At 59.5% G+C, this 23,452-nt stretch carries 24 protein-coding genes; 3 read left to right on the top strand and 21 right to left on the bottom strand.

Annotation, left to right across the window (positions count from 1 at the left end; all coding sequences use genetic code 11):
- Nucleotides 1-88: 88 nt before the first annotated feature.
- Both ACYZTW_RS08730 and ACYZTW_RS08725 read left to right on the top strand, forming a co-directional pair.
- Nucleotides 89-343: a hypothetical protein gene (locus ACYZTW_RS08730; RefSeq protein WP_033056985.1), complete on the top strand. Its 255-nt coding sequence runs from the start codon at nucleotides 89-91 to the stop codon at nucleotides 341-343.
- A 113-nt stretch (nucleotides 344-456) separates the two neighbouring features.
- Complete coding sequence (locus ACYZTW_RS08725; protein WP_462004541.1) at nucleotides 457-837, top strand: Rho termination factor N-terminal domain-containing protein; 381 nt, start codon at nucleotides 457-459, stop codon at nucleotides 835-837.
- A 115-nt stretch (nucleotides 838-952) separates the two neighbouring features.
- Here the strand turns inward: ACYZTW_RS08725 and ACYZTW_RS08720 are convergent, their stop codons facing one another.
- The 10 genes from ACYZTW_RS08720 to ACYZTW_RS08675 form a co-directional block, all read right to left on the bottom strand.
- Complete coding sequence (locus tag ACYZTW_RS08720) at nucleotides 953-1,882, bottom strand: PfkB family carbohydrate kinase (protein WP_462004540.1); 930 nt, start codon at nucleotides 1,880-1,882, stop codon at nucleotides 953-955.
- Nucleotides 1,875-3,341, bottom strand: a complete 1,467-nt coding sequence (locus ACYZTW_RS08715) for a purine-cytosine permease family protein (RefSeq protein WP_462004539.1) — start codon at nucleotides 3,339-3,341, stop codon at nucleotides 1,875-1,877. The genes ACYZTW_RS08720 and ACYZTW_RS08715 overlap by 8 nt, the downstream gene beginning before the upstream one ends.
- A 212-nt stretch (nucleotides 3,342-3,553) precedes the next feature.
- Nucleotides 3,554-4,552, bottom strand: a complete 999-nt coding sequence (locus tag ACYZTW_RS08710; RefSeq protein WP_462004538.1) for an ADP-ribosylglycohydrolase family protein — start codon at nucleotides 4,550-4,552, stop codon at nucleotides 3,554-3,556.
- Nucleotides 4,549-5,262 (bottom strand): GntR family transcriptional regulator, encoded by a 714-nt coding sequence (locus ACYZTW_RS08705; protein WP_462004537.1) that lies wholly within the window; start codon nucleotides 5,260-5,262, stop codon nucleotides 4,549-4,551. The genes ACYZTW_RS08710 and ACYZTW_RS08705 overlap by 4 nt, the downstream gene beginning before the upstream one ends.
- 290 nt (nucleotides 5,263-5,552) lie before the next feature.
- Complete coding sequence (gene araH, locus ACYZTW_RS08700; protein ID WP_111451791.1) at nucleotides 5,553-6,521, bottom strand: L-arabinose ABC transporter permease AraH; 969 nt, start codon at nucleotides 6,519-6,521, stop codon at nucleotides 5,553-5,555.
- A gap of 9 nt (nucleotides 6,522-6,530) precedes the next feature.
- Entirely contained in the window at nucleotides 6,531-8,087 is a 1,557-nt protein-coding gene (araG, locus tag ACYZTW_RS08695) for an L-arabinose ABC transporter ATP-binding protein AraG (protein ID WP_462004536.1), read from the bottom strand.
- Nucleotides 8,088-8,151: 64 nt separating this feature from the next.
- Entirely contained in the window at nucleotides 8,152-9,156 is a 1,005-nt protein-coding gene (locus ACYZTW_RS08690; protein WP_462004535.1) for a substrate-binding domain-containing protein, read from the bottom strand.
- Between the two features lie 122 nt (nucleotides 9,157-9,278).
- A complete protein-coding gene (locus ACYZTW_RS08685; RefSeq protein WP_462004534.1) occupies nucleotides 9,279-10,097 on the bottom strand; it encodes an SDR family oxidoreductase in 819 nt (272 codons plus the stop codon).
- Nucleotides 10,098-10,293: 196 nt separating this feature from the next.
- Nucleotides 10,294-11,169 (bottom strand): SMP-30/gluconolactonase/LRE family protein, encoded by an 876-nt coding sequence (locus ACYZTW_RS08680; RefSeq protein ID WP_462004533.1) that lies wholly within the window; start codon nucleotides 11,167-11,169, stop codon nucleotides 10,294-10,296.
- Nucleotides 11,170-11,297: 128 nt separating this feature from the next.
- The gene (locus ACYZTW_RS08675; protein ID WP_008152308.1) at nucleotides 11,298-12,014 is read right to left on the bottom strand and encodes a FadR/GntR family transcriptional regulator; all 717 of its coding nucleotides are present in this window, start codon (nucleotides 12,012-12,014) and stop codon (nucleotides 11,298-11,300) included.
- A gap of 211 nt (nucleotides 12,015-12,225) precedes the next feature.
- Here ACYZTW_RS08675 and ACYZTW_RS08670 point away from each other — a divergent pair, with 211 nt between their 5' ends.
- A complete protein-coding gene (locus ACYZTW_RS08670) occupies nucleotides 12,226-13,098 on the top strand; it encodes an esterase/lipase family protein (protein ID WP_462004532.1) in 873 nt (290 codons plus the stop codon).
- 736 nt (nucleotides 13,099-13,834) lie between these two features.
- Here ACYZTW_RS08670 and ACYZTW_RS08665 read toward each other — a convergent pair.
- The 11 genes from ACYZTW_RS08665 to fabF all read right to left on the bottom strand — a co-directional run bounded on the left by ACYZTW_RS08665 (nucleotide 13,835) and on the right by fabF (nucleotide 23,441).
- Nucleotides 13,835-14,395, bottom strand: coding sequence for a DUF1285 domain-containing protein (locus ACYZTW_RS08665; RefSeq protein ID WP_462004531.1), 561 nt, complete (start codon nucleotides 14,393-14,395; stop codon nucleotides 13,835-13,837).
- Nucleotides 14,396-14,412: 17 nt separating this feature from the next.
- Nucleotides 14,413-15,021 (bottom strand): DUF4823 domain-containing protein, encoded by a 609-nt coding sequence (locus ACYZTW_RS08660; RefSeq protein WP_462004530.1) that lies wholly within the window; start codon nucleotides 15,019-15,021, stop codon nucleotides 14,413-14,415.
- 169 nt (nucleotides 15,022-15,190) lie between these two features.
- Nucleotides 15,191-16,159: a GTP 3',8-cyclase MoaA gene (locus tag ACYZTW_RS08655; protein WP_462004529.1), complete on the bottom strand. Its 969-nt coding sequence runs from the start codon at nucleotides 16,157-16,159 to the stop codon at nucleotides 15,191-15,193.
- A gap of 139 nt (nucleotides 16,160-16,298) precedes the next feature.
- A complete protein-coding gene (locus ACYZTW_RS08650) occupies nucleotides 16,299-16,937 on the bottom strand; it encodes a TetR/AcrR family transcriptional regulator (RefSeq protein ID WP_462004528.1) in 639 nt (212 codons plus the stop codon).
- A 342-nt stretch (nucleotides 16,938-17,279) separates the two neighbouring features.
- Nucleotides 17,280-18,065 (bottom strand): TatD family hydrolase, encoded by a 786-nt coding sequence (locus ACYZTW_RS08645; RefSeq protein ID WP_462004527.1) that lies wholly within the window; start codon nucleotides 18,063-18,065, stop codon nucleotides 17,280-17,282.
- Between the two features lie 14 nt (nucleotides 18,066-18,079).
- Entirely contained in the window at nucleotides 18,080-18,436 is a 357-nt protein-coding gene (locus ACYZTW_RS08640; RefSeq protein WP_150744430.1) for a PilZ domain-containing protein, read from the bottom strand.
- A 42-nt stretch (nucleotides 18,437-18,478) separates the two neighbouring features.
- Complete coding sequence (locus ACYZTW_RS08635; protein ID WP_462004526.1) at nucleotides 18,479-19,465, bottom strand: DNA polymerase III subunit delta'; 987 nt, start codon at nucleotides 19,463-19,465, stop codon at nucleotides 18,479-18,481.
- A complete protein-coding gene (gene tmk, locus ACYZTW_RS08630) occupies nucleotides 19,458-20,090 on the bottom strand; it encodes a dTMP kinase (RefSeq protein WP_008152325.1) in 633 nt (210 codons plus the stop codon). Before tmk ends, ACYZTW_RS08635 begins: the two co-directional genes overlap by 8 nt.
- Nucleotides 20,091-20,109: 19 nt before the next feature.
- The gene (mltG, locus tag ACYZTW_RS08625) at nucleotides 20,110-21,378 is read right to left on the bottom strand and encodes an endolytic transglycosylase MltG (protein WP_462004525.1); all 1,269 of its coding nucleotides are present in this window, start codon (nucleotides 21,376-21,378) and stop codon (nucleotides 20,110-20,112) included.
- A 3-nt stretch (nucleotides 21,379-21,381) separates the two neighbouring features.
- Nucleotides 21,382-22,197: an aminodeoxychorismate lyase gene (pabC, locus tag ACYZTW_RS08620; RefSeq protein WP_462004524.1), complete on the bottom strand. Its 816-nt coding sequence runs from the start codon at nucleotides 22,195-22,197 to the stop codon at nucleotides 21,382-21,384.
- The gene (gene fabF / locus ACYZTW_RS08615; RefSeq protein ID WP_461960856.1) at nucleotides 22,197-23,441 is read right to left on the bottom strand and encodes a beta-ketoacyl-ACP synthase II; all 1,245 of its coding nucleotides are present in this window, start codon (nucleotides 23,439-23,441) and stop codon (nucleotides 22,197-22,199) included. Before fabF ends, pabC begins: the two co-directional genes overlap by 1 nt.
- Nucleotides 23,442-23,452: the final 11 nt, after the last annotated feature.

Here is a 23,452-nt window from a genome sequence, read left to right as displayed (position 1 = left end):
ATCAGGCACCAATCCAAATCGGGGGCGGACCAACGTCAAGTAAGGACTCGAATTAAACGGACCTATCCACATCCATGAAGAGGTAACCATGAACGCCGATAAAAACCTTGAGAACGAAGTCCTGACCCGTCTGCTGCATGCCCATCCAAGCGGCTTGGGCAAAGAGGTCCTGGACAATTACCGGGGGGAGAGAGTCGTGGCCAGCACCCTCGCCACGCTGCAGGATCGTGGATTGATCCAGCATGGTCATGTGATCTGCAACGAGGCCGGTGAGCACTCGTTGAACTTGCCGATCAAACTCAGTGCCGCAGGGGTTGAGGCGGCGCGCAAGCTGGACGTCTAACCGCGTAGGAGCTACCGCAGGCTGCGAACTTTTGCCTTTGGCTCCTCGAAGATCAAAAGATCGCAGGCTGCACCAGCTCCTACGGATACACACCTGAAGCAAGGAGAAATCCCATGCCTCGTGGAAGCAAAGACAAATACACCGCCGAACAGAAACGCAAGGCCGAGCACATCGAAGAGAGCTACGAACACAAGGGCGTCTCGAAAGAAGAAGCAGAAGCCCGAGCCTGGGCGACGGTGAACAAGCAGTCGGGCGGCGGTGAACGCAAAGGGGGTTCGGGACGCAAGAAACCGGCGAGTGCCAAGTCATCGGATCGCCAGGAATCAGCTCGACGTGCGGTGGCCAGCCGTAAAGGTCATTCGCGAAACAGCAAGGCTTCTCGCGAAACCCAGACCGTCGACAGCCTGATGAAAGAGGCTCGGGCGAAGAAGATTCCGGGGCGGTCGGGTATGCGCAAGCAAGAGTTGATCGAGGCGTTGCGCAAGGCTGGGTAAATCCAGGATCTGTAGTGAATTTTATGACCCCTTCGCGAGCAGGCTCGCTCCCACAGGGGATTTGTGTCGTTCACAGATTCATTGTGGGAGCGAGCCTGCTCGCGAAGGCGGCCGATCAGGCACCGAACGTCTGGCTGACTAACGCGTCAACCTCAGCAGTCCCCGGCGAAGTCGCCGGCCCCCAACGAGTGACCGCCAACGCCGCCGCCGCATTGGCCCGCCGAGCCGCCTCAGCCGCCGACAATCCTTGCGCCAACCCGGCCACAAACACCCCGGCATGCGCATCCCCCGCGCCATTGCTGTCCACCGCCTCAACCTTGAAACCCGGCACATGCTGGCGGTTTCCACGCTGGCTGATCCAGCACCCTTGAGGGCCGTCACGAACCACCATCAACACGTCGGCCGGCAGATGATCGGCCAACCGGTTCAACGCCTCGGCAATGTCCGACGCACCGGTAAACTTCAACGCCTCGACGCTATTGCTGGTCCACAGATCAATGCGCGCCAGCAAGGCTTGCATCAACGGTTCATTCGGCGAATCCACCAGCGGACCCGGATCGAACACCACGTTGATCCCTCTCGGTAAATCCAGCACCCAATCCACCAATGCCTGGGCTTTGCCGCCATGCAGCAGGCTGTAGCCGCTGACGTAGACATAGTCACCCGCCTCGGCCGGCACGCTGGCCAGATCCTCGGCAGTCAGCTCACCTTCGGCACCGATATAGGAAATGAAACTGCGCTCGGCCGATGTTTCGGTCAACGCGACGCACAATCCCGTGTCCCGTTCGGCGCGGTGAGTGATGCCGATCCGAATGCCTTCAGCCTTCATCGCCTCGCGCGCCAGATCGCCGAAACGCCCGGTGCCGTGGCGGCCGAGGTAAACCACCGGCAAACCATTGCGCTGGGCGGCAGCCATCACATTGAAGCCGCCGCCGGCCTCGAAACCGGCGGATTGCGCCAGCACGTCGCCGCCCGAATGCGGCAGTTTATCCACGGCCATGACCAGGTCGATCATGACCTGGCCGGTGTGCAGCAATCTAGGCATGAGCATTCTCGGTCAACGCAGCGCGACGATCCTTCGCCCCACCGAGTACAAAATACATCCCGCCCGCCACCAGGAACGTCACGATCCAGCCGAGGCCGTTATGGCCCAGCCAGGAGTCGGACAGGAAACCGCGGAACCAGACGGTTTGTTCGGTCGTACCGATGGTGGTGAAGCTGAAGCCCAATACGATCGCCACCGCCCACGCACCGAAGGCGCGCCACTCGATACCGCCGCTGTACCAGTAAGCGCTGCTCGGGCTGACGTCCAGCAGGTCTTTGGGGCTGTAGTAATGACGGTGAATCAAGTCGACGACGAAGATCCCGACCCACGCGGTGATCGGTACGGCCAGCAGCGAAATGAAGGTAATGAACGGACCATAGAAACTGTCGGCGATCAGCATGAAATAGATCGAACCGGCGAAGATCGCGACGATGTCGACGACCACCGCGTAGACGCGTTTGACCTTCAGGCCGAGGGTCAGCGTGGTCAAACCGGCGGAGTACACCGACAGGTTGTTCGACAGCAGCAGCCCACCGAACGCGGTGATCAGGTACGGCACGGCCATCCAGGTCGGCAGCATGTCGCGGATGGCAATGATCGGGTCAGTGGCCGAGGCCAGATCGTTGTTGCCCACCGACAGCAGACCGCCGAGGGTGATCAGCAGCACCAGCGGAATCCCCGCACCGAACGCCGCCGACGCCACCAGGCGCACGGCTTTGACGCTGCGATGCTGATAGCGCGACATGTCGGCACCCGCGTTGGCCCAACCGATCCCAGTGCCAGCGGCCATGGTGCCAACGCCGATGATCATCGCGCTCAACGGCGCGGGCGTTGCGTTGAACACCGCACTCCAGTCGATAGTGGCGCAGAGGAAGCCGCCCACCAGCAGGTTCAGCGCACCGAACACGTAAGTCGCCCACTTCTGAATCACCAGCAACGTGGCGTGACCGAGGCCAGAGACCGACAACGTCAGCAACACGAAAATCGCAATGAAGATCAGGGTCAATACCGGTGCGCTTTTGGCTTCTACCGGCGAGCCGAACAGAATCGAGCACAGAGACAGCAGCACGAACGCTGCCGTGGTGGTGTTGACGGTTTCCCAGCCCAGACGCGACATCAGCGAGACCAGGGTCGGACCGATGTTACCGCGTACACCGAAGATCGCTCGCGACAACGTCAGGCTCGGTGCGCGACCACGGCGACCGGCAATGGAGATGATCCCGACCACCGCGAAGGAACCGGCGGCGCCGAGGATCGCGACGATGATCGCCTGCCAGATCGCCAAGCCGCGAAAGGCTACAAGTGTCGCACCCAGCGGCAGGCCGAGGATGGAGATGTTGGCAGCAAACCAGACCCAGAACAGTTGCAGCGGATGACCGTTGCACTCCGCTTCCGGCACGGGCTCGATGCCACGGGTTTCCAGTTGCCCGGCGCTTTGCCCGGCGTTCGATGAACTCATGTGAAATGCTCCTGTTGCCATTGTTTTGGTTGTGGGCAGTTTCGGAAGTCGACATAACATCCCGGCAGTCCTGGCCGTATTCGTGCTTTCCATTGCGGGTGAAAAATTCAAGTAGGCGGCGCGCCCTTCGCGAGCAGGCTCGCTCCCACAGGGTTTGCGTCCTGCACAAATCCAATGTGGGAGCGAGCCTGCTCGCGAAAGCGTCAGTCCAGTCAACGCAAAGCTAAAAGCCCTCGCACCAACGGTTCCAACTCCAGATCGTTAACGGTTTTGACCTTGTCGATCATCGCCGCCGGCCAACACTCAAGGCCCAGGCAGGCCCCGAGCATGGCGCCGAGTATCGCCGCGATGGTGTCAGTGTCGCCGCCAAGGCTGGCGGCCATGCACAGCGCTTCGAAAGCGTTCATTTCACCAATGGCCACTTGCTGGGCCAGGGCAAACGAGACCACCACCGATTCCTGCGAAGCCACCGACGTGCCGATCACGTCGTACATCAAATCCGCCAGCAACGCCTTGTCGCTGTCGACACTGATGGTCCGCGCCCAGCTGATGCGCGAGGCGATGCGCCCGCCAGCCACCCAGTAACCGTGGCCTTCAGCTTGCTGAGCGATTTGCTGGCCGAGGTTCAACGCCTCGCCCAGGTCCATGCCGTTGATACCGGCCGAAACCACAGCCGCCACCGCCGCCGCGCTGGAAATGCCCAGCGTGGTGTTGTGGGTGACCTGGCACGCCTGCACGACAGCGTTGATGAAACGCTCAGGGTTGGCGACATCCGCCGCGATCCCGACCGGCGTGATGCGCATTGCCGCGCCATTGGTGGTGCCGTAGCGCCCCGCTTCTTCGGGCGAGTGGCCGGCGAGGATCATTTCGATGGCACGTTTGGTCGAAGGGCCAAGCAGGTCTTGCGAGCCCTTGGCCTGCATCGCGGCTTCCCATTCGATCAGCCGTTGGGCCAGCACCGACGGTTCGATCCGGCCCTCGCCTTCAACCAGCAATTGGCCGACCAGAATCGCCTGCTCGGTGTCATCGGTAATCGAGCCTTTGAGCATGTTGGCGGCGATCGGTTGATCCGGGCCTGCGTCTTCCAGATCAGTGATCTCGCCGAAGCGCACCTTGATCTCGGCACGGCTCAGGGATTGGGTCGGCATGCCCAGCGCGTCGCCCAAAGCCAGTCCGTAGAACGCGCCGAGAGCACGGTTGAGCGCGGTCATTTTGACTCTCCAAACTGGAGGTGCAGGCGAAAATGCACCGGGTCGAGCAAGCTTTCGACCTGCTCCATGAAGCGGTTTTTCCGGTCGTAGGTGGTGCGCAGGGCCTTGAGGAACACCGTGCCTTGCGGACGGCCGAGCAGTTCGGCGTCTTCGGCGTTCAAGGGTTCGGCGCCGATCCATTGATCACCGCGCTCGCCGATATAGCCATAGGCGGCCAGGGTGATGGTCAGGGAATTGTCGATAAGGCCGACCCGCGGCAGGCTTTCCAGACCTCCGGTGGCGGGCATCAATGAGCGTTCAAGGGAGACCAGCTTGCCTTCGTTGGAACGACGGCGACGGTCGAGGGTGATGAATTGGTCGGTGCCGAAACGCGGCAACAGGTCAGGACGGGTGATCGCCTCCAGCCGCAGCACTTCGGTATTGATCAGCGCCCCGCTGTCGGCCAGGGCCTGTGCCCAGCCGCTGCGCTGATCGAGCACCACACCATCGAAGGTGACGATGGAGCCCACCCCGCTTTGCGTCGCGATGTAGTTGCGCCGTTTCAATTCAGCCAGGGCTTCGCGCAGCGTGCCGCGGCTGACGTTGAATTCTTGAGCCAATTGATGCTCGCCCGGCAACAGAAAGCCGTCCTCCATGAGGCCGCTTTCGATGCGCCGGATGAGTTCGTCGACCACCCGTTGTTTCTTGTCAAATCGTACCTGTCTAATCATGTACAAAGTGATAACCGAAACGGGGTTGGGCGGGCAAGGGATATTTTGAGGAGGTGACGGGAGATGAGATGTTCGCAGGTGTGTGGTGTCAGGTGAATCCACCCCTCACCCCAACCCTCTCCCCAAGGGGTAGAGGGGGCTGACCGAGGGGTTTGGAGGATTTACTGCGACCTGAAAGTCCAAGTCGAACTCAGGTTTTGGAAGCGACGTCGATCTGCTCCCTTTCCCCCTCTCCCCTCTGGGGCGGTCCGACGTTTCGGGAGGGCTGGGGTGAGGGGTAGATCTTGATCTCAGCGTTGTTTGAGGCGGTCAATCACGACCGCCAAAAGCAAAATCGAACCACGAATCACGTACTGGTAAAACGTATCGATGTTCTTCAAATTCATCGCATTCTCGATAATCGCCAGAATCAACACCCCGGCAATCACATGCCGAATCATCCCGATCCCGCCGCTCAACGACACCCCGCCGAGCACGCAAGCCGAGATCACTGTCAGCTCGAAACCCTGGCCGATCATCGGCTGCCCCGAGGTCATCCGCGAAGCCAGAATCACCCCGGCCAACGCCCCGATCACGCCGTGCACGGCAAAGATAATGATTTTGGTCCGGTCAACGTTCACCCCGGCCAGCAGCGCTGCTTCCTGGTTACCGCCAATGGCCATGGTGTTGCGCCCGTAGGTGGTGTAATTCAGCAACCAGCCGAAAAACAGGAAGCAGACGATGGTGATCAGAATCGGCACCGGCACACCCAACAACTGGCCGTTACCAAAGACGAAGAACTGCTCTTGCGACACGCCCACCGCTTTGCCGTTGGCGAAGATGTAAGCCAGGCCGCGAACGATCTGCATGGTCGCCAGCGTGGTGATCAACGCATTGACCCGCAGCTTGGCGATCACGATGCCGTTGATCAACCCGACAATCAGCCCCATGAACAGCGCAGCAACCACACCGAGAAACACGCTGTCGGTGTCGCGCATCACCACCGCTGCGACCACGCCGGCACAGGCAATCACCGAACCCACCGACAAATCGAAGTGCCCGGACGCCAGGCAATACAACATGGTGCAGGCCGCAATCCCCGTCGTCGAAATCGCGAGGCCCAGGCCGCGCATGTTCAGCGGCGAGAGGAAGTTATCGATCAGCAAGGTGCAGAGCACGAAGATCCCGACGGCCGCCAGCAGCATCACCCAGTCATCGAGAAAGCGCCGCAGGTCCAGAGGTTTGCGCTGGGTGGGCAAAGCGTTGTTTTGGATTGTCATAGTCACCTCTCAGTTCGCCACGCCGTCAGCGCGTTGGCGCGGCAAAGCCAGTTGCAGCAGGTTGGATTCATTGGCCTCTGCGCGAGACAACTCGCCGCGCATCGCGCCTTCGCAGAGCACCAGGATGCGGTCGGAAATACCCATCACTTCCATCAGATCGCTGGAGACCACGATCACCGCGATGCCGCTGGCCGCCAGGTTGTGAATGATCTGGTAGATCTCGGCTTTGGCGCCGATGTCGATGCCGCGAGTCGGTTCGTCGAGCAGCAGGACTTTCATCGGCATCGACAGCCAGCGGCCGAGAATGGCCTTCTGCTGATTGCCGCCGGACAGGTACATGATTTTCTGCGCCGCGTTGGGCGTCTTCACTTTCAGCGCTTTGATCTGCTTGTCGGCGTTGCCCTTCTCCCACAGGCCACGCAACAGGCAGCCGAAGGTGGAATGAGCGCCGCGGGCGCTGATGTTGATGTTCTCGGCGACGCTGGCGAGGGGCAGGATGCCCTCTTTCTTGCGGTCCTCGGGGCACAGCAGAATCCCGGCGGCAATCGCATCGCGGGGTGAACGCAACTTCAGTTCATGACCGCGCAATTCCAGGCGCCCGGCGGTGTTGCGCTCAAGGCCGCTGAGCATGCGGAACAGCTCGGTACGACCGGCGCCGACCAGGCCGAACAGCCCGAGAATCTCACCTTTGTGCACCTCGAAACTCACCGGCTCACGCAAACCCGGTCCCAGCAAACCGTCGACCTTGAGCGCCACGGCGCCACGCTGACGATGGCGGTAATCGTAGATGTCCTGAATGTCGCGACCGACCATGCAGGTCACCAACTGATCATGAGTCAGCTCGCTCATGTCCTCGAACGTGCGCACAAAGCGACCGTCCTTGAACACCGTCACCGCGTTGCAGATGCGGAACACTTCTTCCATGCGATGGGAGACGTAAAGCACCACTTTGCCTTCGTCGCGCAGGCGACCGATGATCGCCATCAAACGATCAATCTCCCGCGCCGACAGACTGCTGGTCGGTTCGTCAAACGCGATCACATGCGCACCACGGGACAAGGCCTTGGCGATTTCCACCAGTTGCCGCTGACCCAGGGACAGGCGCCCTACTTTCTCCTGCGGATCGATTTCATCGGCCAGGCCTTTGAGGCAGGCCAATGCCTGTTGCCGCAACGCACCGCGATTGATCAGGCCGAAACTGGCCGGCAGATGACCGAGGAACAAGTTCTCTGCCACGGTCATTTCCGGGACCAGGTGCAGCTCTTGGTGGATCACTGCGACACCACTGCCGATGCTGTCGGCGGTGGACTTGAAGACCCTTGTCTGCTCGCCGATCTGCAGGTCGCCGCTACTCGGGGTGTAAGCACCGCCGAGGATTTTCAGCAGGGTCGATTTGCCGGCGCCGTTCTCGCCCATCAAGGCGTGAACCTGCCCCGGGTGGGCGACGAAGCTGATGCCATCCAGTGCCTTCACCCCGGGAAAGGTCTTGCCGATCCCGTTGAAGCGCAAGCTGCCACTGCCACTAAAAGAACAGCCGCCGTGTTGTTGTATTGTTGTTTGCGCCATAACCACCTCATCACACAGATCAGGCAGCCCCGTTGCCAGGGCCACCGATGGAATCAACCGCCCCTCAGTTCCAGAGGCCGATCTTTTCCAGTTCCTGCTTGAAGTTCTCGCGAGTGATCAGTGTCACGTCATCCATCGCGGTGTATTTCGGTGGTTCTTTGCCGGTGGTGACCCAATCGAACATCATGCTGGCGGTGTTGTAGCCCTCGATGTGCGGGCTCGGCAGCATCGAGCCGAAGAAGCCGCTGTTGGCCTTCTTCAATTCGCCGATGGCGTCGGTGCCGTTGATGCCGATGCCGATCACGTTGGCCGCGGCAAAACCGGCGCTTTCGGTGGCGCGCACGCCGCCCAGCACGGTGTTGTCGTTCATGCCGCCGATGATCAGGTTTTTCGCCGCGCTCGGCAGTTTCACCAGCGCCGAGTTGGTGGCGTCCATGCTGCCCGGGACGTCGAGGGTTTTCAGCGCCGAGAACAGAATGTGGTCTTTCGGCAGACCGGCTTCTTCCAGTGCTTTAGCCGAACCGTCGGTGCGTTTCTTGCCGGTGTCGAGTTCGTTGTAGGTGTTGATCACCGCGTAGGTGTCTTTCCAGTCCCAGCCGCGTTTCTTCGCTTCGGCGGCCATGGCGTTGCCTTGTTTCTGGCCGACTTCGAACGCTGCCATGCCCAGGTAAGGAACGTGTTCCATGAACTGGCCGCCGGCATCAACGAAGCGGTCATCGACTGCGATGACTTTCAAACCGTTGAGCTTGGCTTTGGCCATGATCGCAGGTCCCAGGGATACGTCTGGCGGGCAGATCACGAAGCCCTTGGCACCGTTGGCGGCGAGGCTGTCGATGGCCGAGAGGGTTTTCTCGCCGTCGGGCACGGCGATCTTGATGACGGTGAAGCCCTTCTCTTTCCCGGCCTTTTCGGCGAATGCCCATTCGGTCTGGAACCAGGGCTCTTCCGCCTGCTTGACCAGAAAGCCGATTTTCACTTCCTCGGCCGCCAACAACGAACTGCTCAGGCTGACCGCGGTGACCGCCAAAGCGGCACAGCACAGGGAACGGATCCCACGACGACGATTCATAAGCTGACTCCTTGTTATTTTTTTTGAGCGTTATTTGAAAGCCAATCAAACTGTGCAGCTAATAGTCATATCGTATGATGATTGGATTTCAGGCATGGTTCCGCGCCTGAAACCCGATTGACTCAGTCGTGGTACATGACCGAACGACCGCCATCAATGGTGATACACGAAGCATTGATAAACGGCGCTTCATCGCTGGCCAGGAAAACGGCCGTCATGGCCACTTCAATCGGCTGGCCGATGCGACGCGGTGGATGCAGATCGAAAGCGCGCTGACGCTCGGCATGCGGGTCGGCAAAACCGTTCCAGTAATCAACGTTCAGTTGGGTTTCGATGTAACCCGGCGCAATGGCGTTGACGCGAATGCCTTTCGGCGCGTACTCGATGCCTAGGGCGCGGGTCAGGCCGAGCAAACCGTGTTTGGCCACCGGGTACGGGAAGCAGCCGGGAATGATGTGAGTGGAATGGGTCGAGGCGATGTTGATGATGCTGCCGATGCCCTGCTCGATCATCTGCGGCAATACCGCCTTGCAGCCGTACCAGGCGCCGTCGAGGTCAATGGCGAAGCAGCGGCGCCAGTCTTCCTCGGTCATTTCCAGCGGATCGCGGAACACATTGACCCCGGCGCAATTGACCAGCACGTCGATCCGTCCGTGAAGCTCGATCGCCAGTTTGGCCATGGCGTGCAGGTCCTGCTGACGCGATACGTCGGCCTTGATCGCCTGAACATCAAAGCCTTTGTCCCTCCAGTGAGCCGCGACTTTTTCGACTTTCTCACCCTGGATATCGCTGATGATCAGCTTGGCCTGCTGGGAAGCGAACGTCGCGACAATCGCCTCGCCGATACCCTGAGCGGCGCCGGTCAGCAGCACGACCTTGTTTTTCAGTCGCTCACCCTTCGGCGGTTCGGGCACCGGTGGCAAGGAAAGAGGTTCAGCCATGGATCAAGACTCCTTTTCGAAGGCACGACAAAAACCGGGCATCTATCGATGTCCGGTCAAAAGTCTTTTTGGAAAATCGCTGCATCACTTCACCTGTTTTGTTTTTTTAAGTGTGAGTGCGTGTAACTGATGGTCGACTATAAACCCGCCCGCCAAACAATCTCAATATATAATTTTGCATCCCATATTTTGGGATTTATCCCACGAACCGTGTACAAGTTTTTCCGGGCACATCGACTCGAATCGACAGCAACGCGCCGTCCAACGGATGGTTGAGCGGGCTCGCAGCGCTGGTGATGTAAAGGGTTTTCAGGTCTTCACCCCCGAACACGCAACTGGTGGGACGGCTGATTGGCAGCTCGATCACCCGATCAACCTGCCCGGCCGGGGTCAGTCTGAGCAGGCAGCTGCCGTCCCAACGCGCGTTCCAGATATAACCCTCGGCATCCATCGCCGAGCCATCCGGCCCGCCGCGCTCATGCGGCCCGAACCAGACGTGAGCCGGGTCGAGGTTGCCATCGGTGCGGATGAAGTACTGGTAGAGCGTGCTGTCGAGGCTGTCGGCGAAATACACGGTGGTTGCGTCTTCGCTCCACAGCAACGTATTAGGAATGCCCAACCCGCGAAGCAACGGCGTGACCCGAGCATCGCGATCGATGCGAAACAGGCCACCGGAACGCCGCACGATGGGCACGTCTTCGCCCTGCTCGCCGATGTTGTTCTGCATGGTGCCGAGCCAGAGTCGGCCCTGAGCATCGCAGCGGGCTTCATTGGCGCGATTGCCGGGTTGCGGATCGGCGACGCAGAGCAAGCTCAGTCGCGGCTCAAGGCCAGGGGAATCCAGATCGAGTCGATACACGCCGCTGTTCAATGTCACCAGCGCATCGCCGCTTTCGCAGGGGATGAAGGCAGACACGTGCTCGGGCATCTGCCAGATCTGCACGTTGGCGCCAATCAGCCGCAGCGCCTGTTGACCGGCGATATCAACCCAGTACAGCGCCTGGGTCGGCGCGTCCCAGAATGGGCCTTCACCCAGTCGTGCCCGGTGTTCGGTAACCGCAGTCCACTCCATGAAACCTCCTTCCTTATTGCTTTTATGTGGGAGCGAGCCTGCTCGCGAAAGCGGTGTGTCAGGTGACTTCATCGTTGAATGCTGAACAGCTTTCGCGAGCAGGCTCGCTCCCACAGGGCTATTTATTGTCAGCTGGCTTTTTTGTCGGCCATGACTTGCGGGTAGAAGCGCTTGATAGCCAGGTCGGCGTTATCGATCAGGGTCATGCACGCCCAGACTCCCCGCGCGGCATCCCGGGCGGCGATGGCCTCGGCCATGTCTTTGTGAATCGGTAGCGTGCGGCGCAGTTCGTCCGGGTCGGCGGCAGACACTTCGAAGGACACCGCCAGCAGCGCGCCGAGGGCCGGGACCATTTGTTCGATGAATTGATTGTGGCTGGCAGCGAGAATGCACTCATGGAAGAACTGGTCGGCGCGGTTGTAATCAATGCCGCTGTCCACTGCCCGCTCCAACGCGTTGTAAGCCTGAAGGATGGCGTGAACTTGCTCGACGGTAGCGCGCTCGCAAGCCCAGCGCACGGCCATTGGTTCGATGGTGCGGCGCAGGTCGAGCAAGTCGTCGACGAAGTTTTCCGGCAGGCCGCTGCGCGACAGCCAGCCTACGACTTGCGGATCGAAGAGGTTCCAGCGGCGCACCGGCAACACCCGCGTGCCGACCTTCGGCCCGACTTCGAGCATGCCTTTGGCGACCAGGGTTTTGATGGCTTCACGGATAACGGTGCGACTGACACCGAGTTGCTCGCCCAGGTCGGCTTCAACCTTGAGCGTCTCACCCGGTTTGACCTGCCCCGTGGCGATCCAGCAACCCAGCCAATCGACCGTCGACGCATGAAAACTGCTGGACATGGACACCTCGATTCAGGGACGGCACAAAGCCGTTCGCGATAGGTGTCCACGCTAATCATCATACGATTGAGTGTCAATTTGATTTTTTCAGTCTGGAGGCGTTCAGGTGAGCGATTTGAACGAACCCACTTTGTGACCTACGGTTAGCCGCGACAGATCAAGCAGTCAATAGCATCTGTTTCACTCAAGTCCGCTATCGACAGGTATAAGCATGAACATGGATGCGTCTACGCAATACCCGATTGTTTTGGTCCACGGCCTTTTTGGCTTCGATAAAATTGCCGGTTATCCCTACTTCTTCGAGATCAAGGAAGCCCTGGAACATGCAGGCGCCAAGGTGTTTGCCGTTAACATTCCAGCCGTTAACGGAAACGAGGAGCGCGGTAAAAAACTGCTCGAACACGTCAACCGTATTTTGCAGGAAACGGGAGCCGCCAAGGTCAATCTGATCGGCCACAGCCAAGGTCCATTGGCTGCACGCTACGTAGCGGCGCTGCACCCGGAAAAGGTCGCATCTGTCACTTCTGTCAGCTGCCCCAATCATGGCTCCGAGATTGCCGACCAATTGCATAAGGCGCTGACGCCTGGTGAGTTGCCCGAAGCGCTCGTACTCGCCCTGTTCAAAGCAGTCGGCAAATTCATTTCGTTGATCAGCGACCATCCGCAAAACCCTCAGGACCCTCAAGCAGCCTTCGAATCGTTGACCAGCGCAGGTTTGGCAGCCTTCAATAAGAAGTACCCGCAAGGGCTACCGGAACACTGGGGTGGGGAAGGCAACGAAGTTGAAAACGGCGTGTACTACTACTCCTGGAGCGGGATCCTGCAAAACTTTCAAAGTCTGCAACCTCTCGATCCGTCCCACTTGAACTGTATCGTGCTGTCGAAGTTATTTTATAAAGAGAAACTCGCCAACGATGGACTAGTCGGACGGTACAGCTCGCACCTGGGCAAAGTCATTCGCTCGGATTACCCGATGGACCATTTCGACGCAGTCAATCAAATGGCCGGGATCACGAGTTGGAACGTAAGCCCGGTCCACCTCTATCTTGAACATGCTGCTCGGCTTAAGGACAAAGGTTTGTAGGATCGAGTAGGAGGCGGGGTTGCCCCCGCCGTCCTCTCACACCACCGTACGTACGGTTCCGTATACGGCGGTTCCTGCCTACTGATAAACAGCGTCAGCGAGCTTGGTTCCGTTGATGTGTCGCCTGCGGTATCTAAGCGCCCAGACCGGCCCTCGGAGCTTCCGGCTCCTACCTCCTGATGGTCTCGACCCCCGCTACGCGGAGTTTCTGCTTTACGCTCCAACAGAGATCACACCCGACTATCCACTCATGGCAGGTTCAGCCCTTCATTGCTCCGGTTTCGAGCAGCTACTACGGCCTCTGCTGACTTCTGTCGCCCATCCCGTCACCTCACGGCGCCGGTAGCACATGGCAGGCTAAACAGATCTCCCAGGGTAATTCGCGCGACCTTCCTGCTTATGCCTGTCGGATCTACGTCACAGCGTTCCGTGCAAGTATCGGGCTTTGAAGATATTGGCCTTCTTACCCCGCTGCGCCGCCTAATCCGCTTCCTGTTCGTCAGGCCAGCATTTTGCCTCGGGCTTCCTTCAGATTCGCGGTCACCCGCGACACCCTTGCCTTCAGCTAACACTTCCCCTTGCCGGGTGTGTAGAGGACTTTCACCTCCAAGTCACCAGCGTGGCCACCACAGCCAAACTGGTTGCGCTTACGCGCAACGCGCCATGCCTGGCGCACCAAAAAAAAATGGCCCGCTTGAATAGCGGGCCATTTTCCAGAACACAGCAACTCGGCGAGTTACGGCTCAAGCCCGATGGGAAAGAACTCGCCACCGCTCCACACGCCTAACCAGCGCTGCCCGTCGATCTCGCGGGTGACGGCCAGCTCCACCAGTTGGTAGAACACGTTGCGGTGGATCAGGGCTTCAAGGTTGGTGCGCACATGCACGTACGGCGCCGGTTCCTGCGTGACCGGGTCGATCACCACGCGCATGGGGTGTTCGGTGCCGGCCTCGGCGGTCTCGTCAACATTGGTGGTGAAGCGCAAGACTTGGGTTTCACCCTCGCCTTCGACCTCCACGGCAATCGCCACGAAGGGGGCATCGTCGACCTTGATGCCAACCTTCTCGACCGGGGTGATGAGGAAGTAATCGTCACCATCGCGACGAATGATGGTGGAGAACAGCTTGACCATCGGCTTGCGCCCGATCGGCGTGCCCAGGTAGTACCAGGTACCGTCACGGGCGATACGCATGTCGATGTCGCCGCAGAAGTCGGGGTTCCACAGGTGGACCGGCGGCAAGCCTTTGGTTTTGGGGATTTGCCCCAACAGATCGTTGGCTTTTTGCGGGCCACTCATGGCGTTCTCCTTTTGAATTACTGGTCGCTGAGCCCCAGCAGGCTGCGCGCGTATTGTTCCAGCGGCGGGCCCATCAGGTCTTCTGGCTTTTTGTCGTGGAACGTCAGTAAACCGCCACGACTCTTGATACGTGCAGTATCAATCAAATACTGGGTGCTGGTCTCGATCAACATGATCTGAATCACGCCGCTATCGATACCGAGGCGATCCAGGGCTTCCTGATCGAGCCATTCGTCCGAGTTGCCGATACGGTCGTCGGACCTGGCGAACCGTGTATAGAGCAGGTAATGGGCACCGGCGGCACGGGCTTCGCCCATGGCTTGATCAAGACCTTCCGGCGCACGGGCGCGACGGACCATAGGGAAGTATTCGATAAAGCCATCGAAGGCGACTTCGGCGATCACGTTAGGTCGTGGGTAGACAGCACTGTCTGGCGGCACAAAGGCGCCCTGGGCGATATAAACGAATGAGTCCGGTTGAATGCGCAGGTTATTCACACGACGGCTGTCGCTATGGTCGAGCAACCCTGCGTCGCTCATGTGGTAGCGAGTCCCTTCAGCCAGATCGCTGACATTCATGCAGCCACCAAGCGCCAAAACGGCCAGCAGCAAAACCAGGCTACGCATCCTACCCTCCAGAGGCCGGTGACGGAAAACCGGCGAATGGCCATTGGATGCAGCTTCCGCGCCAGCTCAAGAAACATCAGCGTCTTAAGATCGCTTTCGCGAGCAGGCTCACTCCCACAGGTGAAATGCATTCTCCTGTGGGAGCGAGCCTGCTCGCGAAGAGGTCCGATCAGCCGCCAATAATCTTCATGATGGTCGCACCACCGGAGAACGCCACTTCCTGCTTGTCCCCCAAGGCTTTCACCAAGAGTCGCTGCAAGGCGGGCAAAGCTTGATGGCGGGGCTTGTCCAGCAGGTCGCCGACATAGTGGCGGTTGCTCGACGACAAGCAGCCATGCAGCCAGCCCGTGGAGGACAGACGCAGTCGCGAACAGGTGCGGCAGAAAGGAACGCTTTCGTTGGCGATAATGCCGAAGTAGCCCTGCCCCGGAATCTCGTAACGCACGGCGGTGGCGTCTACCGGCGCATCGGCCTGAAGGTACTCGTAGCGCTCGCCGATCAGGCTGAGCAACTGCTGAAGGCTGACAAACTGTTGCAGGAAAGCATTGGAGTCGCTGGCCAGGTGGCCCATGCGCATCAACTCGATGAAGCGAAGCTCATAGCCGCGCTCCAGACAGTAATCGAGTAGCGGCATCACTTGATCGAGGTTCTGCCCACGCAGCGGCACCATATTGACCTTGATCTTCAAGCCGGCGGCGCTGGCCTGATCCATACCGCCAAGCACAGTCGCCAGATCGCCGCCACGGGCAATGCTGCGAAAAGCGCTGGCATCCAGGGTATCGAGGGAAACGTTAATGCGACGAATGCCGGCGTCCACCAGCAGTGGCAGCTTCTTCGCCAGCAGCTGACCATTGGTGGTCAGGCTGATGTCCGCCAGGCCCATCTTCCCGACGGCAGTCATGAAGGTTTCGAGTTTGGGGCTGACCAGCGGTTCGCCGCCGGTGATGCGCAAACGCTCAATGCCCGCCGCTTCAATCAGATAGGCCACGCCACGCGCCATGGCCTCTGCCGACAATTCATCCTGCGCAGCCACCAACCGCTTGCCATTGGGCACACAGTAGGTACAAGCGTAATTGCAGGCTGAAGTCAGACTGATTCGCAAATTGCGAAAACGCCTGCCTTGACGGTCAACGATCATGAATCACTCCGGCGGAAGGATATTCGGACCGCTAAAACTTGACTCACAAATCAAGTTTTAGCAAGTCCCATGCCTGAGTATATTCCTGCGGTACTGCGCCACGTAGCGAAATAATGGCGCAATAAGGCAACTGAATGGTTCAACTGCCCGGGGTGTCGGTATCGCGCTTGCGCTTGTTGCCCATGCGCACGCCAATGTCCATCAGGAATTGGAAGAAACCTTCCTGATCTTCCAGCACATTGCTCCAGAACGGCGAGTGATACAGCGCCACGGCGCCGTGCACCAGCGCCCAGGATGCGCAGTAATGGAAGTAAGGCGGTACGTCTTCAAGTTTGCCTTCGCTGATCCGGCCTTTGATGAGCAGGGTCAGGCGTTCGAAGTTCGAGGCGCGAATCTTGTGCAGCTCCTCGACCATCTCCGGCACCTGATTGCCCTTGACCACCTTTTCTTCCAGGCGATCGAACAACCGATAGCGTTGAGGATCGCGCATGCGGAATTCGAAGTAGGCCCGGGACAGGGCCTCCTTGTCCTTGTCGACATCGGACGAATGCAACAGCTCGTTCAAATCGCGCTCGTAATCGAGCATCAGGCGCAGATAAATCTCGGCCTTGGATTTGAAGTGCTTGTAGATCGTGCCTTTGCCGATACCGACGGCATCAGCAATCATCTCGACGGTGACACTGTCTTCACCTTGATCGAGGAACAGCTTGAGCGCGGTATCGAGAATTTCTTGCTCGCGGCGACGAAACTCACGGACCTTACGAGGTTCTTTATGCATAAGAAAAGGTCTGTAGGGGTCAAAATTCGAAGCCGCGTATTATGCCTAACTTGCGCAAAAATGCACGGATCATCCGACCATATATGTGTTTCTTGATGAATTCCGGCAGCCTTGCAGAGTGATGAGAACTCAACCGAAGCGCCCGTATTCCAAATTTGTTTAAAAACCGCGACCGGTAAACTGGACTCGGCGCAATACTGATCAATACTTCAACTGTCGGCGGGACATCTCCCCCAAGTGTTGCGCCGATATAGGTACCAACGGACCGTGTACCTTTGTTTTACTCCTAATGGTCTTAACCCGGATTCACCCCCCAGAACCCGGGTTTTTTTTGCCTGCGATTTAACCTTTCACGTGCGCCAGCGGAAACAGTCGCTTGAAGTTTTCCGTCGTTTGCTCGGCAAACCGCTCGTAGGGCTCACCTCGCAACATTGCCAGAAATTCCGCTACGTCGCGCACGTACTGCGGCAGGTTCGGCTTGCCGCGATGAGGGATCGGCGCCAGATAAGGGGAGTCGGTTTCCACCAACAATCGGTCAGCCGGCACTTTACTGGCTACGTCACGTAGAGCATCGGCATTGCGGAAAGTGACAATCCCGGACAAGGAAATGTAATACCCCATGTCCAGCGCCGCTTTGGCCATGTCCCAGTCTTCAGTGAAACAATGCAGAACGCCCGCCTGGGGAAGCGCAGCTTCGCGCAACAGGCTCAACGTATCGGCGCGGGCACCCCGGGTGTGAATGATCACCGGTTTGCCCGTCTGCTGCGCCGCTTGCAGATGCAGGCGAAACGACTCCTGCTGCAACTCCGCCGCTTCCGGCTCGTAGTGGTAATCCAGACCGGTTTCACCGATCGCCACCACACGCGGGTGGTTGAGCTCGCGCAACAGCCAATCCAGCGCCGGCGCGGCACCCGGCTGCACGTCCAGCGGATGTACGCCAACCGAGCAGTCGACGTCGTCGTAACGTTCGGCCAGGGCTTTGACGTCGGCGGCATTCTCAACGCTGACGCCGATACACAGAAAGTGCCCTACCCCGCGCTGACGGGCCGCATCGAGTGCGGCATCCAGCGAGCCGTTGTGGGCGGCGAGGTCAAGACGATCAAGGTGGCAATGGGAATCTACGAGCATAAAAGGGCTGCAACTTACATCGTATGAGTGGGACGGTCGGACTTCAGGGCTCCGGCCAGATGGGTTTCGATTCGACTGCGCGCAGTATTGTCGCCGTCGTTGAATTGCACGCCGACCCCGGCGGCCCGGTTGCCCTGCGCACCTTTGGGGGTGATCCAGGTGACCTTGCCGGCGACCGGAATCTTCTCCGGCTCGTCCATCAGGTTCAACAGCATGAATACCTCATCGCCCAACTTGTAGCTCTTGTTGGTCGGGATAAACAGGCCACCGTTCTTGATGAATGGCATGTAGGCTGCGTACAGCACGGACTTGTCCTTGATCGTCAGGGACAAAATGCCGTTGCGCGGCCCCGGATTGACGGCTTCATTCATGCTGACCTCCGTTGCTGATGCTCAGAGTCTAGGCCCAGACGGTCACTTCTGGGTAGGCAAACCCACCCATTGCACCAGCAGCGCCTCCAGCAACAGCACCCGGTTGAGGTTGGCTTTGCTCATCACTTTCTGGCGCTGGGCGAGGATCCAGTCCTGGATATTCAGGACTTTGTCCTGGCCGGCTTTCTGCGCGAGATACTGAATCACCTTGCGCATGTCCGTCAGTCCCAGCCCTTCTTCATCCTGAGTCAGTTGATAGCGCAGGATCAGGCTCGACCAATCGCAGAACCAGTCGAACAGCAGCAACAGCGGAATCGCATTCCAGCCTTCGGCCAATTGAGTTGGCGACTGTTGCTGCTTGAGCAATTTCTTCACGCCGTCGACTACCAGCGCTCGCTGCTCTCGCACACCCTGAGCCTGCAAGTTGACGGCGGCCAGCGGAGAACCGGCGGCCAGGGTCAGCAACTCGATGCGCTCTTCTTCCGCGCAGTCCGGTAATGCCTTCGCCAGCCACGCCAGACTCATGGCTTCGCTCGGCAATGGACAGGCCTGCTGCACGCAGCGGCTCTTGATGGTCGGTAACAGACGGCTGGTCTGGTGACTGACCAACAGCAAAACGGTATCGCCGGAAGGTTCTTCCAGGCTTTTGAGCAAGGCGTTGGCGGCGTTGATGTTCATCGACTCGGCCGGCTCGATCAGCACCACTTTGCGGCCACCCATCTGCGCGGTCTGAACCACGAAACTGACCAGATCACGAACCTGATCGACCTTGATCGCCTTATCCGCTTCTTCCGGTTCCAGAATATAGTTGTCGGGGTGACTGCCGGCCTTGAGCAACAGACAGGATTTGCATTCGCCGCAAGCATCCTGGGCGGATGGACGCTGGCACAGCAAACTGGCCATCAAGCGCTCGGCCAGCGCACGCTTGCCGATCCCGGCCGGGCCATGGAGCAGATAGGCGTGCGCATGCTGCTTACGACCGGCCAACTGCTGCCAGAGACTGTCCTGCCACGGATAGGCTTCAGCCACGGGTCAACTCCAGCAGACGCGGCAGCAAGGCATCCAGTGACTGCTGAACCTGCGCCAGCGGCTGGGCCGCATCGACCAGGACATAACGTGCAGGATCCGCTTCAGCGCGTTTGAGGAAAGCACTACGCACCGCATCAAAAAAGGTTCGGCCTTCGAGTTCGAAGCGATCCAGACGACCGCGAGCGCTGGCGCGGGCCAGGCCCACTTCCACCGGCAGATCGAAAATCAACGTCAGGTCCGGGCGCAGATCGCCCTGGACGAAGGTTTCCAAGGTCGCGATGCGCTCCAGTGACAGGCCGCGACCGCCACCCTGATAGGCGTAGGTCGAATCGGTAAAGCGATCACACAGGACCACCGCACCGCGGGCCAGTGCCGGGCGAATCACCTCGGCCAGATGCTGGGCTCGCGCGGCGAACACCAACAGCAACTCGGTGTCGGGGTTCATGACTTCGTCAACCGGCGCCAGCAGCACTTCGCGGATCCGCTCGGCCAACGGCGTGCCGCCTGGTTCGCGAGTCAGCACGACCTCGATACCCGCGGCGCGCAGGCGCTCGGCCAGGTATTCGCGATTGGTGCTCTTGCCGGCCCCTTCCGGGCCTTCCAGGGTAATAAACAAGCCAGTCACAGGCAGTCCTTAGTCAGAGTCATTGCGGGCTTTGCGGCGCGGCTGCATCCGGTTCGGGCGCGGGTGCAGCTGCGGGTTCTTGAGCGGGCTCTGGAGCAGGCGTCTGCGGGGTCGCTTGAGGCTGCACTGGCGACGATTCCTGCACCGGCTCCTGCGGCGGCACTTGCGGTGGCACTTGCGGCAAAGCCTCGGGGGCTGTGTCGGGCGAAGCAGCCGGAATCGGTGCCTGCTCATCCGTCGCCTCTGGCGCCGTGGTCGGCGCCGGGCTGGAGCGGTAGTCGGCACGGCGCTTGAGCTGGAACTCGCGCACAGCGTTATTGTGCGCGTCCAGATCATCGGAGAACACGTGACTGCCATCACCACGAGCAACGAAATAGAGGCTATTGCCAGCCACCGGATTCAACGCTGCATGAATCGCTTCGCGGCCGACCATGGCGATCGGGGTCGGCGGCAGTCCCGAAATCATGTAGGTGTTGTACGGCGACGCTTCCTTGAGATGGGCGCGAGTCAATTTGCCGTTGTAACGATCACCGAGGCCGTAGATCACGGTCGGATCAGTCTGCAACAACATGCCCATTTCCATGCGCCGCACAAACACGCCAGCGATTTGCCCGCGCTCCTGCGGCACGCCGGTTTCCTTCTCCACCAGCGAGGCCATGATCAGCGCCTGATAGGGTTCGGTGTACGGCACGTCAGCGGCGCGCTGGCTCCACTCCTTGGCAAGGACTTCGTCGAGACGGTCGTAGGCTTTTTTCAGCAGCTCAACATCGGTCATGCCGCGCACGAAGCGATAGGTGTCAGGAAAGAATCGCCCTTCCGGAAAAATCCCGGTGTGGCCAAGTTTGTCCATCACCTCGCTATCGCTCAAACCGTCGAGGGTCTTTTCGAGTTTTTCATCCTTGGCCAGAGCAGCGCGGACCTGATGGAAATTCCAGCCTTCGACCAAGGTCAGGCTGTACTGAACCATTTCCCCGCGTTTCCACAGGTCAATCAGTCCTTCGACGGTCATGCCGGGCTGCATGCGGTACTCGCCCTTGTGCAACGGTTGTTTGGCGAGATTGAAGCGCCAATACACCCGCAGCCAGAAAGCGTCCTTGATGACGCCATCGGCTTCGAGTCGGTAGAAGGTGCGGGTCGGTGTCGTGCCTTTGGGCACTTCCAGCAGTTCTTCCTGAGTGATGTTCAGCGGCTGTTCCAGCGCCGAATGAATTTTCCAGGCGGAAGCGCCCAGACACAGCCCCGCCAGAACCAATCCGGTTTCCAGCAGCAGCAAGAATTTACGTCTCACGTATCAAGCATCCAGTAGCGCGCGGGCAATGGTTTGGAGTTTACGGGTGAGCGGACCAACCGGCCAGCTCAGTGCGGCATAGGCGCGCACCGGCCAAACGCCATACACGCTGTTGCAGACAAAGACTTCATCAGCCCATTGCATCTGATCGAGGGTGATGTCGGTGATTTGCGTGGGGATCCCCAACGACTCGGCTTGAAACAATAATTCGGCACGCATCACGCCGGCAACGCCACAGCGCTTCAAATCAGCCGTGATCAACACGCCATTGCGGATCAGGAACAGATTGCTGAACACGCCTTCAATGACGCGCCCGGCCTGATCGAGCATCAAGCCTTCGGCATGATCGGTGTCTTGCCATTCGGAGCGGGCGATGACCTGCTCAAGACGGTTCAGGTGTTTGAGTCCGGCGAGCAGAGGCTGTTTGGAAAGCCGCGTCGCACAGGGGAACAGGCGAACGCCCTGTTCCGCATGGGCAGCAGGATAAACCGCAGAGGGGTTACCCAGCATGATGCGGCGCGCCTGAGCCGAAGGATCGGGCGCATAACCGCGCGCGCTTTCGCCACGCGTGACGATGAGTTTGAGCACGCCTTCGCCCAACGCTTGGGCATAGGTCAGTAACTCGGTGCACACAGCCGCATGGTCGAGGTTAATTGCCAACCGCTGGCACCCTTTGACCAAACGCACCAGATGCCGATCCAGCAGCACTGGAGTGCCATTGCGCACGGCAATGGTCTCGAACAGACCATCACCGTAAGCCAGGCCGCGATCCTTCAGCGACAAAGCGTCAGCCGGCTGACCGTCGACCCAGCTGTCCATCAGTCAGCGAACCGGCGGAACACCAGCGAGCCGTTGGTACCGCCAAACCCGAAGGAGTTGGACAGCACCACATCGATATCCATATTGCGCGCGGTATGCGGTACGAAATCGAGGTCGCAACCTTCGTCCGGCTCATCAAGGTTGATGGTTGGCGGTGCTACCTGACTGTTGATCGCCAGCACACTGAAGATCGCCTCGACCGCGCCCGCCGCACCCAACAGGTGACCGGTCATGGACTTGGTCGAACTGACCGCCAGCTTGTAAGCGTGATCACCGAACACCGATTTGATCGCACAGGCTTCGGCAAGGTCGCCGGCCGACGTCGAGGTGCCGTGAGCATTGACGTACTGAACCTGATCGCCATTGATCCTGGCATCGCGCAGCGCATTGGTGATGCAACGTGCAGCACCTGCACCATCCGCCGGTGGCGAAGTCATGTGGTAGGCATCGCCACTGGTGCCGAAGCCGATCAGCTCGGCATAGATCGTCGCACCACGGGCCTTGGCGTGTTCCAGTTCTTCCAGAACCAGAGCGCCAGCACCGTCGGACAGCACGAAGCCGTCACGACCCTTGTCCCATGGACGGCTGGCGCGTGTCGGTTCGTCGTTGCGGGTCGACAGTGCGCGGGAGGCACCAAAGCCGCCCATGCCCAGACCGCAAGCTGCCATTTCAGCGCCGCCGGCAATCATCACGTCGGCTTCGTCGTACATGATGTTGCGTGCCGCCATGCCGATGCAGTGCGTACCGGTGGTACACGCGGTGGCGATGGCGTAGTTAGGTCCCTGTGCACCCAGATGGATGGACAGAAAACCGGAAATCATATTGATGATCGAGCCAGGCACGAAAAATGGAGAAATCCGTCGTGGGCCGGAATCATGCAGCGTGCGGCTGGTTTCTTCGATATTGGTCAGTCCGCCAATACCCGACCCCATGGCCACGCCGATGCGCTCACGGTTGGCGTCGGTGACTTCCAGACCGGCATTACGAACTGCCTGAAAACCTGCGGCCAGACCGTATTGAATGAACAGGTCGAGCTTGCGAGCTTCCTTGACCGACAGGTATTCCTCGACATTGAAGCCCTTTACCGAGCCGCCAAAACGGGTGGAATAGGCAGAAAGGTCGGTGTGTTCGATCAGACCAATGCCACTGCGGCCAGCCAGAATGCCCTGCCAACTGCTCGGCACATCCGTGCCCAGTGGCGACAACATACCCATACCGGTGACTACGACGCGTCTACGCGACACAGCACTCTCCT

Source organism: Pseudomonas sp. LB3P25, from assembly GCF_054897985.1.
This window is presented reverse-complemented; position numbering and strand designations above follow the sequence as displayed.